The organism is Streptomyces nigrescens, from assembly GCF_027626975.1.
Lineage (GTDB): Bacteria > Actinomycetota > Actinomycetes > Streptomycetales > Streptomycetaceae > Streptomyces > Streptomyces nigrescens.
Genome location: NZ_CP114203.1, coordinates 3310818 through 3323818, shown reverse-complemented (window position 1 = coordinate 3323818; position 13001 = coordinate 3310818). Strand labels below are relative to the sequence as shown.

The window sequence follows — 13001 nt, the reverse complement described above, 5'->3', positions numbered from 1 at the left end:
CACCGCGGAGGCACCGAGGTCTGACGGGATACGAGGGGGAGCAGGGGCCATGGCAGTGCAGCTCGACGGCGTGGTGGACCGGACCGCGCCGCGGACCGGCAAGGGCGGCGCACCGCCCACCCGGCGCGGCGGAGGCAGCCGGCGGGCCGCGCGCGGCGCCCCCTACCTCCTGCTGCTGCCGGCCCTGCTCGCGACCGCGGTCCTCCTGGGCTGGCCCATGGTCCGCAACATCCTGCTCTCCTTCCAGAACCTCAATATGAAGGAGCTGATCCAGCACCTCACCGACTGGCGCGGGTTCGGCAACTACCAGGAGATCCTGGGCAGTGAGCAGTTCTGGCGGGTCACCCTCCGCACCCTCGTCTTCACCGCGGTCAATGTTGTCCTGATCATGGTCCTCGGTGTGCTGATCGGTCTGCTGCTGGCCCGGCTCGGCAAGAAGATGCGGCTGACGCTGTCCCTCGCGCTGGTGCTGACCTGGGCGATGCCGGTGATCGCCGCCACCACCGTCTTCCAGTGGCTCTTCGACTCCCGCTACGGCGTCGTCAACTGGCTGCTGGACAGGCTCGGTGCGCACTCCATGGCCCACTACGACTGGGTCGGCAGCCAGCTGTCGACGTTCTTCGTCATCACCGTTCTGATCGTCTGGCAGTCGCTGCCGTTCGTGGCCCTCAACCTCTACGCCGCCACCACGACCATCCCCAAAGAGCTCTACGAAGCGGCCCGGATGGACGGCGCCGGCACCTGGAAGGTCTTCACCTCCGTCACCTTCCCCTTCCTGCGGCCGTTCTTCCTCGCGACGACGTTTCTGGAGATCATCTGGGTCTTCAAGGCGTTCCCGCAGATCTTCGCCATCAACGAGGGCGGCCCCGACCGGCTCACCGAAACCCTGCCGATCTACGCCTTCACCGAGGGCGTCGGCAACCTCCACTTCGGCATGGGGGCCGCGATCTCCCTGCTGACGATCGTGGTGCTGCTGGTCATGACCGCGTACTACCTGCGCCTGACGGTCAAGCAGGAACAGCAAGAGGAGAACGAGCTGTGAAGCGCTCTCTCGCCGGCCGTGTCTGGCCCAACGCGACGGCGGCCGTGCTCGCCCTCGGCTTCGTCTTCCCCGTCTACTGGATGTTCAGCACGGCCTTCAAGCCGACCCGGGACATCATCACCGAGGACCCCGTGTGGTTCCCCGTCCACGGCACCCTCGAACACTTCGCGACGGCCGTGAACGCCCCGGACTTCTGGATCCTGGCGGGGAATTCGGTGCTGGTGACCGTGTTCGCCGTCGGTCTCTCGCTGGTGATCGCCCTCTGCGGGGCGTTCGCCCTGACCCGGATGCGCTTTGGGGGGCGTAAGGGCATCCTGCTGACCTTCATGGTCGCCCAGATGGCTCCCTGGGAGGTCATGGTGATCTCGATCTACCTGATCGTCCGGGACGCGGACCTGCTCAACAGCCTGCTGCCGCTCACCTTCTTCTACATGCTGATGGTGCTGCCCTTCACCCTGCTGACGCTCCGCGGCTATGTCGCCGCAGTGCCCAAGGAGCTTGAGGAGTCCGCGATGGTCGACGGCTGCTCCCGCCGCCAGGCGTTCCTCAAGGTCGTCTTCCCGCTGCTGGCGCCCGGCCTGATGGCCACCTCGCTCTTCGGGTTCATCACCGCCTGGAACGAGTTCCCGCTGGTGCTGGTCCTCAACAAGGAACCGGCCATGGGCACCCTGCCGTTGTGGCTCTCGCAGTTCCAGACCCAGTTCGGGGACGACTGGGGTGCCACCATGGCCGCCGCCTCGATCTTCGCGGTCCCGATCCTGGTGCTCTTCCTGTTCCTGCAACGCAAGGCGGTCGGCGGTCTCACCTCCGGCGCCGTGAAGGGATAACGCAGCTCATGACGCCCCTCGTACGCTCCGTACGCTCCGCCGACACCCTCACCCGCGATGCGCTCGCCGTCCTCCAGCCCGGCTTCACCGGCACCACCGCGCCCGACTGGCTGCTCCGCCGGCTCGGCGAGGGCCTGGTCTCGGTCGGCCTCTTCGGCCGCAATGTCGCCGATCCGGCACAACTCGCCGCACTCACCGGCCGGTTGCGCGCCGAACGCGAGGAACTGATCGTCGCCATCGACGAGGAGGGCGGCGATGTCACCCGTCTCGAAGTGCGCGGCGGCTCCTCCTTCCCCGGCAACCATGCGCTCGGTGCCGTCGACGACACCGCCCTGACCCGCGCGGTGGCCCGCGAACTCGGCCGCCGGCTGGCCGACTGCGGCATCAACCTCAACTGGGCCCCCTCCGCCGACGTCAACTCCAACCCCGGCAACCCGGTCATCGGCGTCCGCTCCTTCGGCGCCGATCCGCAGCTGGTCGCGCGGCACACCGCCGCCTATGTCGAGGGCCTGCAGTCCGCGGGCGTCGCCGCCTGCACCAAGCACTTCCCCGGCCACGGCGACACCGCCGTGGACTCCCATCACGACCTGCCGCGTATCGCCGTCGATCTGCCCACCCTCCAGGAGCGCGAACTGGTGCCGTTCCGCGCCGCCGTCGCCGCCGGCACCCGGGCCGTGATGAGCGCCCACATCCTGCTGCCCGCGCTGGACGGTGAGCACCCGGCGACGCTCAGCCCGGCCGCGCTGCACGGTCTGCTGCGGGCCCCCGCCACCGAGGGCGGCCTCGGCTTCGACGGGCTGATCGTCACCGACGGGATGGAGATGCAGGCCATCTCCGCCACCTACGGCATCGAGCGCGGCAGCGTACTGGCCCTCGCGGCCGGTGCCGACGCCATTTGCGTGGGCGGCGGACTGGCGGACGAGGACATCGTGCTGCGACTGCGCGACGCCTTGGTGCGGGCGGTGCGCGACGGCGAACTGCCGGAGCAGCGGCTCGCCGACGCCGCGGCACGGGTGCGTGCCCTGGCGGGCCGGACCCGGAGCGCGGATGTGGGGGAGGGGGTCGCGCCCGCGCCCGGAATCGGCCTCACCGCGGCCCGGCGCGCCCTGCGCCTCACCGCCGCCGGCCCATACGCGCCCCTGGCCGAGCCCGCCTACGTCGCCGCCTTCACCCCCCTCGCCAATATCGCCGTGGGCGACGAGACGCCCTGGGGCGTCGCCGCCGAACTCGCCCGCCTCCTCCCGGGCACCGAGACCGCCACCTGCACCGCCGAAGCCGCCGCCGCGGCCGGCACCGCCGCGCTGGTCGACGGCCTGCTCACCGCGGCCGCCGGACGCCGCGTCGTCGCCGTGGTCCGCGACGTCCACCGCCACCCCTGGATGGCCGAAGCGCTCAGCACCCTCCTCGCCGCCCGCCCCGACACCGCGGTCGTCGAAATGGGCGTCCCCCAGGCCCCACCCCAAGGCGCCCTCCACCTCGCCACCCACGGCGCCGCCCGAGTCTGCGCCCAGGCCGCCGCCGAAGCCCTCACGGACCAGCGGCTTTCGCCCGACGAGTGATGCCACTGCCGCTTCGCGCCGGAGACCGTCCTCCAGCACATGGCCCCCTGTCTCCACGGGACGGAGCCCGGCGCCCGGCGGAAGACCACGCGGCCTCTACGGACGCCGGAGTCCGCCACCCGGCGCAAGCCCGGGCCGCGACTCCGCGCCTGCCGGCGGCCGGAACCTTCCCAAGGGCGGTCCGACCCTGATCCCACCGGCCAGGCGTACACCGGCCAGGCGTACACCGGCCAGCCGGCCAGGCGTACCGGGCAGACCTAGAGGCCCTGCCAGGCCGGCTTTGCCGCGTAGGTGGCGCGGAAGTAGTCGGCGAGCTTCAGCTTGGCGGCGGCGGCCTCGTCCACGACGACCGTCGCATGCGGGTGCAGCTGCAGTGCTGAGGCCGGGACCAGTGCGGCGACCGGGCCCTCGACGGCATGGGCCACCGCGTCGGCCTTGCCCTCGCCCGTGGCGAGCAGCACCAGATGGCGGGCCTCCAGGATGGTGCCGATGCCCTGGGTGATGACGTGGTGCGGCACCTCGGCGAGGCTGTCGAAGAACCGGGCGTTGTCCTCCCGGGTCTGCTGGGTCAGCGTCTTGATACGGGTACGCGAAGCGAGCGACGAGCAGGGCTCGTTGAAGCCGATGTGCCCGTCCGTGCCGATACCGAGCAGCTGGAGGTCCACACCGCCCGCCTCGCGCAGCGCACGGTCGTACGCCTCGCAGGCGGCCTGGACATCCTCGGCCGCACCATCGGGGCCCATGAAGGACTGCTCACCGAGGCCGAGTGGCTCGACCACCTCGCGCAGGACCACCGAACGGTAGGACTCGGGGTGCCCGGCCGGCAGTCCGACGTACTCGTCGAGCTGGCAGATGCGCGCCCGTGAGGCGTCCACCGCACCGGACCGGACCTTCGCCGCCAGCGCCTCGTAAATGGGCAACGGGGTGGAGCCGGTGGCCACACCGAGCAGCGCGTCGGGCTTACGGCGCACCAGGGTGGCGATGGCCTCCGCGATCAGCTCGCCGCCCGCCACGGCATCCGGAACGATGACAACTTCCACGCTTGGCCTGCCGTTCTGGAGAATGGTCCATGTGGTATAGACCAATCTAGCAGAGGGTGACCCCCGGAACGCGTTGGCACATCCGAACGGCCGGTCAAGTTTTCCCGGTGTCCGGTGCCCGGTGCCCGGTGCCCGGTGCCCGGTGCCCGGTGCCCGGTGCCCGGGAGCCTGGTGCCTTGTGTCCGGCGTCCCGTGTCCGGCGCCCCGTGTCCGGTGTCCGACCGCCCGGTGTCCGACCGGCCGTCTGGCCGCCCCGCCGGACGGCGCTTCGTCAGAGCAGCGCGCCACCCGTCGCGTCGATCCACTGCCCCGTCACCCAACGGCTGTCGTCCGAGGCGAGGAAGGCCACGATGTCGCCGATATCGGTGGGGTCGGCGATCCGGCCCAGCGGGGATATCTCCCTGACCCGCTGTCGCGCCTCGGCATTGGACTCGCCCTGCAGCCATGCGGCATTCATATCGGTGTTCACCGCCCCGGGCGCCACCGCGTTGACCGTGATCCCGCGCGGGCCCAGATCCTTGGCGAGCGTCGAGGTGAACACATCGATCGCGCCCTTGGTCATGGCATAGGCGATCAACTCGGGCTTGGCCGCGCCCCGCGTCAGTCCGGTCGAGGTGTTGATGATCCGCCCGCCGTCCCGCAGCCGGGGCAGTGCCTGCTGGGCGATGAAGAACGGTGCCTTGGTGTTGACCGCGAAGAGGAGGTCGAAATCCTCCGCCGTCACCGACTCGATCCGCTTCAGCGTGCCGTCGGCGGCCTTGTTGATCCCGGCGTTGTTGACCAGGATGTCCAGGCCCTCGGCCTGCTCGTCGAATGCGGCCCACAGCGCTTCGGCGTCTCCTGGCACCCCCAGCTCGGCCTGGATCGCGAAGGCTTGGCCCCCGCCCGCCTCGATCGCCGAGACGGTCTCCTTGGCCGCGGTCCCGTCCCGGCCGTAATGCACACCGACCCGCGCGCCCTCCCTCGCCAGCCGTTCCGAGATGGCCCGGCCGATCCCTCTGCTGCCTCCCGTCACCAGTGCCGTCTTGCCGCTGAGCGCACTCATGGCAGTGCCCCTCCCCGATCCGTATGCGGATGTCCCGGACGTACATGGATGCGCGCCGACGTGCACCGATGCACGCGCCCCCGCACCGAGCTATTTATGTATCGCTCGCTACAGAAAAACCGTAGCACGCCTTCCGTACCGACCGCTATAAAATTTCTGCCATGGCGACCAAGGAGACGAAACAGCGCGGGCGGCCCCGGTCCTTCGACCGCGAGACGGCCCTGGAGCAGGCGGTCCGGTCCTTCTGGGAGCGGGGCTACGAAGCCACCTCGATCTCCGACCTCACCCGCGCCATGGGCATCAGCGCCCCGAGCCTCTACGCCGCGTTCGGCGACAAGCGGGCCCTGTTCGACGAGGTCGTGGTCGAGTACGGGCGGCTCTACGGAGGCTTCCTCTCCCGCGCCGTGGCCGAGGAGCCGACCGCCCGCCGGGGCGTCGAAAGGGCGCTGCGCGAGGCCGCCGCCGAATACACCCTGCCCGGCCGCCCCCGCGGCTGCCTGGTCATCAGCGCCGCCCTGAACATCTCGCCCGCCTCGGCCGAAGTCGCCGACTCCCTGCGGGAGATGAGGCTGACGAACGTCAGGGCGATCGCCGCCGCCATCCGTGCGGACATCGCCTCCGGTGAGCTGCCCCCTGATACCGACGCCGGCGCCCTGGCCGCCTTCATCGGCGCCGTCATCCAGGGGATGTCCCAACAGGCGCGCGACGGTGCGGAGCGGACGGAGCTGGAGGCGATCGCCGAGCTGGCGCTCAAGGCGTGGCCGCGGAAGGCGGGCGGGGCGTCCCGCTGAAGACCCCCAGAAGCACCCGCGGGCCGCGGCGCCGGGACAGGACCCTCAACCTGTCCGGCACCGCAGCCCGGAGCTGACATCGGCCGGTCCCGTCTTGCGGGCGGGCGGCGCCCCTGTGTGCGGTAGGGGCACGGACCCGTCCTGGGACCGGTCGATCGGAGGCCTCGGCGCAGTCAGGGCAGAGAGCGCTTCGGCCTCGTTCCGCCCTCCTGTGCGGGGAGGGCGGAGGTCTTTGCTGAATTCTGGACTAGACCATTCTTACTTGTCCATGCCCGTGCAGACACAACACATACACCGTACGCCGGTAGGCTCCAAGACGTGCCCTCCATGAACGATCTCGTACGCCAGCACACCGCTCTGAGCGACACCGACCTCGAGTGGCTCCATCTGCTGGTCTCGGAGTGGCAGCTGCTCTCCGACCTCTCCTTCGCCGATCTTGTGCTGTGGGTCCCCACCCTCGACGGCACCCGCTATGTCTCGGTGGCCCAGATGCGGCCCAATACGGGCCCCACCTCCTACCAGGACGACATGGTCGGCCATCTCGTTCCCCGCGGCCGCCGCCCGATGCTGGACTCCGCCCTGGACGAGGGCCGCATCGTACGCGAGGGTGACCCGGAGTGGCGGGAGGAGGTCCCGGTACGGGTCGAGTCCATCCCGGTACGCCGCGAGGGCCGGGTGCTCGGCGTCATCGCCCGCAACACCAACCTGCTGACCGTGCGCACCCCCAGCCGGCTGGAGCTCACCTACCTCCAGAGCGCTTCCGACCTCGCCCAGATGATCGCTGCCGGAACGTTTCCCTTCCCCGGCCAGCAGGTCGACATGGACGCCTCGCCGCGCGCCGGTGACGGGCTGATCCGGCTCGACGCGGAGGGCGTCGTCCAGTACGCCAGCCCCAATGCGCTCTCCGCCTACCACCGGCTCGGTCTCGCCGCCGACCTGGTGGGCCACCACCTGGGCCAGGCCACCGCCGAACTGGCGCCCGCCCGCGGCCCGGTGGACGAGGCGCTGGTCAAGCTCGCCAGTGGCTGGGCCCCCAGGGAGTTCGAGGTCGAGGGCGAGGACGGCGTGATCCAGCTGCGCGCCATTCCGCTCAAGCCCAAGGGGACCCACATCGGTTCACTGGTCCTGCTGCGCGATGTGACCGAACTGCGACGTCGTGAGCGGGAGCTGATCACCAAGGACGCCACCATCCGGGAGATCCACCACCGGGTGAAGAACAATCTGCAGACGGTCGCCGCGCTGCTGCGGCTGCAGTCCCGCCGGATGGATTCCGAACAGGGCCGCGAGGCGCTCAACGAGGCCGTGCGCAGGGTCGGTTCGATCGCGATCGTGCACGAGACGCTGTCCCAGACCCTCGACGAACGGGTCGAGTTCGACGAGATCGCGGACCGGGTGCTGGCCATGGTCGCGGAGATCTCCCCGGGCAAGGTGACCACCCGCCGTACCGGGCGCTTCGGCATCCTGGACGCCGAGGTGGCCACCCCGCTGTCGATGGTGCTCACCGAGGTGCTGCAGAACGCCCTGGAGCACGCCTTCGACCAGGTGGAGCGCGGCGTGGTCGAGGTCGGCGCGGTGCGTGGCGGGAGCCGTACCGAGCCGCGGCTGCTGGTCACCGTCCAGGACAACGGGCGCGGTCTGCCCGAGGGATTCGATCCGCATCGCGCCGGAAACCTGGGGCTGCAGATCGTACGGACCCTGGTGGAGGGGGAGTTGGGCGGAAAGTTCGACATGGTGCGGGCGCCCGAGCGCGGTACCCAGGTCATCCTCGACGTCCCCGTACGCGCCGAGAAGCAGCACTGAGCTCCGGGGCCGGCGCCGGGCGGCCGCCGCCCGCCCGGCCCTGAACAGCAGGAAGCCCCGGACCATGCGGTCCGGGGCTCAAAGCTGTTGCGATGCGATAACGACGGGGCTTGTCAGCGCCGGAGATGCATCGGGTGTACTGCGCGCTGCGGCTCGGGGGCCACGGGGTTACTGGCTCAGGCGCTGGCGTTGCGCGCCCGGTTGCGAGCTGCACGGCGCTTCATCGCGCGGCGCTCGTCCTCGCTCAGACCACCCCAGACGCCGGAGTCCTGGCCGGACTCGAGCGCCCACTGCAGGCACTGCTCCATGACGGGGCAGCGGCGGCAGACGGCCTTGGCTTCCTCGATCTGCAGCAGCGCAGGACCGGTGTTGCCGATAGGGAAGAAGAGCTCGGGGTCTTCCTCGCGGCAAACGGCGCGGTGACGCCAGTCCATGGCTGCTCCATCTCCTCGTGTGACGGGATCGTTGCTTGTGAATGTGAACGCTTTCACGAATCCCTCCACAAGTGAAGGGCCGAACTCCAGTCATGAACTGGCGCGGTCCTGTGGAATGAGGAGGAGGATTCGGGCTCTCAAGGGGGCCGGTAAAGCGGCCGTCCCGATCGCCATGAAGAGACTCGCAAACCTCGGCTGCGGATACAACCCCTTCCGGAAACTTTTTTTTGAATCCTTGGTGTCGCCTAGCTCACAGCCGTCATTCCAGGGGGTGGAAACCAGTCTAAACGTTCGAGTGAAAGGACTTTAGGCCCTACTGCTCACACAATCACACGCAGTGCACGGCGTACGCCTGTGAACGTCACACTCGTACGCAGTCCCAGGTGGTCGCCGTCCATCTGGAAGGGCAGGGGAACCTGCGAATGCAAGGTGAAGTTCGTGAGGTCGTGAAGTGAGAGGGCGTGTTTGCCGTGGGGCCCGCGCTGGGGTGTTGACGTCAGCAACTGGGTGGCGTACCGGGCCACTGCGGGCGGCGAGAGCTTGCTCAGTGCGAACAGATCCAGGGCCGTGTCGAACGAGGCGTCGGGGGACGGGTAGATCGGACGGTTGCCCAGGTAGGTCCACGGCGCGGTGTTGCAGATTATGGCCAGCGCCAGGTCCTCGACGGACTCCGTGGTGCCCTCGGTCCCGCCCGGGCGTTCGAGGGTGAGGGCGCCCGGCCGGCGGTTCGCCTCGACCAGGAACTGCCGTACGACCTGTCGCACGTACAGGGCGTGGGTCGAACGCTTGCCGCGTTCGCGCTGCTGCTCCACCCGGCCGACGACGCCGGCGTCGAAACCGAAGCCCGCGCAGAAGGTGAACCAGCGATCCGGTACGCCCTCGTCCACGCTGCCCGGGGTGCCCGCGGCCAGGCCGAGGCCGATGGTGCGCTCGCTCCCGTCGCGCAGCGCGTCCAGCAGGGCGCCGGTTGCCTCCACGACGTCATTGGGGAGGCCGAGGGCACGGGCGAAGACATTGGTGGAGCCGCCGGGGACGACCGCCAGCCGGGGGTGGGAGTCCGGATCGGGGTCGCCGGCCAGCAGCCCGTTGACCACCTCGTTGACCGTGCCGTCGCCGCCGAGCGCCACGACCAGGTCGGTCTCCCCGCCCTCGGTGGCCTCCTGGGCAAGATCACGGGCGTGCCCGCGGTACTGGGTCTGTGCGACCTCCAGCTTGAGGTCGCTGGCGAGTGCGTGGGTCAGTACTTCACGGGTGCGGGCACTGGTGGTGGTTGCTGCGGGATTGACCACGAGAAGTGCGCGCATATGCAGCAGCGTACCTACCTGCTGGTACCGGCCTCACGCCCCCGTCCGGCTCCGGGGCCTCGCCGGAGGCGGGGAGGGCCGGCGCTACCCTGCTGGGGTGAGCAGTCAGCAGAAGCAGTCCGCGTCCCGAGCCGCCGGGGCCCCCGCCGCGGCCGAGCCGACCGGCCCGCGGCCCACCCGGCTGAGCGCCGCTGCGGCGCTCACCGCGGTCGAAGGGCTCGCCCTGGCCGCCCTCGGCGCCTACATGTTGATCATGGGTCTCGCCGGTTCGCCGGACAGTCCGCAGCAGGCGGAGATGGGCGGGCTCACCGTCCTCGCGCTCGCCCTGCTGCCGCTGGTGGCCGCCCGGGGGCTGTGGCTGCGCCGCCGCTGGAGCCGGGGTCCCTCGCTGATCACCCAGATCGTGGCGCTGCCGGTGGCCTGGACGCTGGTCAACGGTGGCGGTGCGCTGATCGCGGCCGGCATCGGGCTGGCGGTGGCCGCGCTCGTCGTGCTCGTTCTGCTGGTCAACCCGACGGCCACCGAAGCGCTGGGTATCGGGCCGCGGGAGACGCCCTGACGGCAGGGCGGACGCGCCGCCCCGGGTCCTTCGGGCCCCTGGAACGCACGGTGGGCGGGCCTTCGAAGGCCCCGCCCACCTCTTTCATGCGCCGATCACTCCTCGACGAGCAGCTTGTCGCGGAGCTGGGCGAGGGTGCGGGCCAGCAGGCGGGAGACGTGCATCTGGGAGATGCCGACCTCCTGGGCGATCTGCGACTGGGTCATGTTGCCGAAGAAGCGCAGCAGCAGGATCTTCTTCTCACGCGGCGGGAGGTCCTCCAGCAGCGGCTTGAGGGACTCGCGGTACTCCACGCCCTCCAGCGCCTCGTCCTCGGCGCCGAGGGTGTCGGCGACGGCCGGGGACTCGTCGTCCGTGTCCGGGACGTCGAGGGAGAGGGTGCTGTAGGCGTTGGCGGACTCCAGGCCCTCCAGGACCTCCTCCTCGGAGATCGCCAGATGCTCGGCCAGCTCATGGACCGTGGGCGCGCGCCCGTGCCGCTGGGACAGCTCGGCGGTCGCGGTGGTCAGCGACAGCCGCAGCTCCTGGAGGCGACGCGGGACGCGGACCGCCCAGCCCTTGTCGCGGAAGTGCCGCTTGATCTCGCCGACGACGGTGGGGGTGGCGTACGTGGAGAACTCCACGCCGCGCTCCGGGTCGAAGCGGTCGACGGACTTGATCAGGCCGATGGTGGCGACCTGGGTCAGATCGTCCAGCGGCTCGCCGCGGTTACGGAACCGCCGGGCCAGATGCTCGACGAGGGGGAGGTGCATACGAACGAGGGTGTTGCGCAGCTCCGCGCGCTCCGGGGAGCCGTCGGGCAGCTTGCGCAGCTCGTAGAACATCGCCCGGGCGCCGCTGCGGTCCTGCGGCTCCGGGGAATGCTGTTGTTCCTGCAGCTTGTCGTCGGGGGCCGGCGCATCGTGCTGATGCGCCTGCTGTCCCGGCTGCTCGCTCTGCTCCATGTGGTCCGCCCGCTCTGCCTGCTCCGCCGCATCCAACCGGCCGCCGTGGTCGTCTACGCCCACCGGATGCGGCCGGGCCTGCTGCTCGGGGATGGTCGCACTGGACGCCATCCTCCCGCCGCGTTCGAGATCTTTCACGGGGCCCCCTGTTCGGTCATGACGGTCCGGGACCGGCGCCGCGCTCCTTGTACAGACTGATAGTGACCGTTTGATCCTCGGCGACGGTGGAATCGACCTTGCCGGCCAGTGCGGAGAGCACCGTCCAGGCGAAGGTGTCGCGCTCCGGGGCGCGGCCGTCGGTCGTCGGAGCCGACACGGTGACCTGCAGTGCGTCGTCGATGAGACGGAAGACGCAGCTCAGCACACTGCCGGGGACGGCCTGTTGCAGGAGGATCGCGCAGGCCTCATCGACCGCGATGCGCAGATCCTCGATCTCGTCGAGGGTGAAGTCCAAGCGGGCTGCGAGCCCGGCCGTGGCCGTACGCAGCACGGACAGGTAGGCACCCGCAGCGGGCAGACGGACTTCCACGAAGTCCTGAGTCCCGGGCTCGCCTGCGATCTGGGACACCCTCACCTCCAAGGTGGCACAAGCTGGTTGAGCTGGAATGCGCGATATTCGCGTTGTTCGGGATATTCGCGCCGGACTTTTCTCCTCTCGGACGAAAGGAGAACGATTCGGCACGCCACATGGTTCGGCTGTGACGCTATCGCGATCTGTGGGCCGGTGTCGCCCGGAAGGAGCACGGCTGTCATCCGGACGGCGATCCGGCCCCGGTCGCCCTTCACCCGCGCTGTTACTGATTGTAAAGCCACGGGTACGGACAGTGGCTAGGGGTGTGCACTGTCAAATCGATGCCGATTACGCTCCGTTGACCCGCGAGGTGTCGGCGAGGTTGTGCAGTGCCTTTCCAGTGAGCCGGAAGACCGTCCATTCGTCCATGGGCTGAGCGCCGATCGACCGGTAAAAACCGATGGACGGTTCATTCCAATCCAGGACTGGCCACTCGAAACGTTCATAGCCCCGGTCCACGCAGATCTCCGCGAGGGCCGCGAGCAGTGCCTTGCCGTGGCCGCCGCCGCGCGCCTCGGGGCGGACGTACAGATCGTCCAGATGGACACCGTGCGTGCCCGTCCACGTCGAGAAGCTCCGGAACCACAGGGCAAAGCCCACCGGGGCGTCATCGGCCTCCGCGATCAGTGCGAAGACGGCCGGCTGCGGTCCGAAGAGGGCCTCCTTGAGCTGCGGCTCGGTGGCCTGCGCGGCCTCGGGGACACGTTCGTACGCGGCCAGCTCGCCGATCATGGCCAGGATGGCGGGGACATCGCCGGGAGTCGCTTCGCGGATCATGTGTGAAGGCTAAGCGCACACCGCTGATCGCTTCACACCAGTTTCTGGTCGGTGAAGCACCAGCGCCAGGAGGCCCCCGGTTCGTGCGACCGCATCACGGGGTGGCCGGTCTCCTCGAAGTGCCTGGTCGCATGCCGGAACGGCGAGGAGTCGCAGCAGCCGACATGGCCGCAGGTCAGGCACAGCCGCAGTTGGACGGGGTGGCTGCCGACGGCCAGGCACTCCAGGCAGGTGGCGCTCTGCGGGACCGGCTCGGGGCGCGGCAGTTCGGCAACGTGCGTGCACTCGCTCATGATGGCCAGGTTAGA

At 69.9% G+C, this 13001-nt stretch carries 14 protein-coding genes; 6 read left to right on the top strand and 8 right to left on the bottom strand.

Annotated elements, in window-relative coordinates:
• Window positions 1-49: 49 nt before the first annotated feature.
• The 3 genes from STRNI_RS14855 to STRNI_RS14845 are packed head-to-tail and all read left to right on the top strand — an operon-like array spanning window position 50 to window position 3428.
• Window positions 50-1042 carry a carbohydrate ABC transporter permease gene (locus STRNI_RS14855; protein WP_277411382.1) on the top strand — a complete coding sequence of 331 codons (993 nt, stop codon included), beginning with the start codon at window positions 50-52 and terminating at the stop codon, window positions 1040-1042.
• The gene (locus STRNI_RS14850) at window positions 1039-1869 is read left to right on the top strand and encodes a carbohydrate ABC transporter permease (protein WP_018089497.1); all 831 of its coding nucleotides are present in this window, start codon (window positions 1039-1041) and stop codon (window positions 1867-1869) included. The genes STRNI_RS14855 and STRNI_RS14850 overlap by 4 nt, the downstream gene beginning before the upstream one ends.
• Window positions 1870-1877: 8 nt before the next feature.
• On the top strand, window positions 1878-3428 hold the full coding sequence (locus STRNI_RS14845) for a glycoside hydrolase family 3 protein (protein ID WP_277411381.1): 1551 nt from the start codon (window positions 1878-1880) through the stop codon (window positions 3426-3428).
• Window positions 3429-3685: 257 nt separating this feature from the next.
• Here STRNI_RS14845 and nagB read toward each other — a convergent pair whose 3' ends face one another.
• Complete coding sequence (gene nagB / locus STRNI_RS14840; protein WP_277411380.1) at window positions 3686-4468, bottom strand: glucosamine-6-phosphate deaminase; 783 nt, start codon at window positions 4466-4468, stop codon at window positions 3686-3688.
• Window positions 4469-4739: 271 nt separating this feature from the next.
• On the bottom strand, window positions 4740-5513 hold the full coding sequence (locus STRNI_RS14835) for an SDR family oxidoreductase (RefSeq protein WP_159486242.1): 774 nt from the start codon (window positions 5511-5513) through the stop codon (window positions 4740-4742).
• Window positions 5514-5674: 161 nt separating this feature from the next.
• Here STRNI_RS14835 and STRNI_RS14830 point away from each other — a divergent pair, with 161 nt between their 5' ends.
• Entirely contained in the window at window positions 5675-6304 is a 630-nt protein-coding gene (locus STRNI_RS14830; protein ID WP_093643135.1) for a TetR/AcrR family transcriptional regulator, read from the top strand.
• Window positions 6305-6631: 327 nt separating this feature from the next.
• Complete coding sequence (locus STRNI_RS14825; RefSeq protein WP_018089502.1) at window positions 6632-8104, top strand: sensor histidine kinase; 1473 nt, start codon at window positions 6632-6634, stop codon at window positions 8102-8104.
• Between the two features lie 176 nt (window positions 8105-8280).
• Here STRNI_RS14825 and STRNI_RS14820 read toward each other — a convergent pair whose 3' ends face one another.
• Complete coding sequence (locus STRNI_RS14820; protein ID WP_003983230.1) at window positions 8281-8538, bottom strand: WhiB family transcriptional regulator; 258 nt, start codon at window positions 8536-8538, stop codon at window positions 8281-8283.
• A 320-nt stretch (window positions 8539-8858) separates the two neighbouring features.
• Window positions 8859-9842, bottom strand: a complete 984-nt coding sequence (locus tag STRNI_RS14815; protein WP_093643141.1) for a diacylglycerol/lipid kinase family protein — start codon at window positions 9840-9842, stop codon at window positions 8859-8861.
• Window positions 9843-9939: 97 nt separating this feature from the next.
• Here STRNI_RS14815 and STRNI_RS14810 point away from each other — a divergent pair, with 97 nt between their 5' ends.
• A complete protein-coding gene (locus STRNI_RS14810; protein ID WP_277411379.1) occupies window positions 9940-10401 on the top strand; it encodes a hypothetical protein in 462 nt (153 codons plus the stop codon).
• Between the two features lie 95 nt (window positions 10402-10496).
• Here STRNI_RS14810 and STRNI_RS14805 read toward each other — a convergent pair whose 3' ends face one another.
• The 4 genes from STRNI_RS14805 to STRNI_RS14790 all read right to left on the bottom strand — a co-directional run bounded on the left by STRNI_RS14805 (window position 10497) and on the right by STRNI_RS14790 (window position 12986).
• Complete coding sequence (locus tag STRNI_RS14805; protein ID WP_018089505.1) at window positions 10497-11456, bottom strand: RNA polymerase sigma factor SigF; 960 nt, start codon at window positions 11454-11456, stop codon at window positions 10497-10499.
• A gap of 43 nt (window positions 11457-11499) precedes the next feature.
• Window positions 11500-11913, bottom strand: a complete 414-nt coding sequence (locus STRNI_RS14800; protein ID WP_006603191.1) for an ATP-binding protein — start codon at window positions 11911-11913, stop codon at window positions 11500-11502.
• A gap of 291 nt (window positions 11914-12204) precedes the next feature.
• Window positions 12205-12693 (bottom strand): GNAT family N-acetyltransferase, encoded by a 489-nt coding sequence (locus STRNI_RS14795; protein WP_274738086.1) that lies wholly within the window; start codon window positions 12691-12693, stop codon window positions 12205-12207.
• A gap of 32 nt (window positions 12694-12725) precedes the next feature.
• Window positions 12726-12986 (bottom strand): UBP-type zinc finger domain-containing protein, encoded by a 261-nt coding sequence (locus STRNI_RS14790; protein ID WP_018089507.1) that lies wholly within the window; start codon window positions 12984-12986, stop codon window positions 12726-12728.
• Between the last annotated feature and the right edge of the window lie 15 nt (window positions 12987-13001).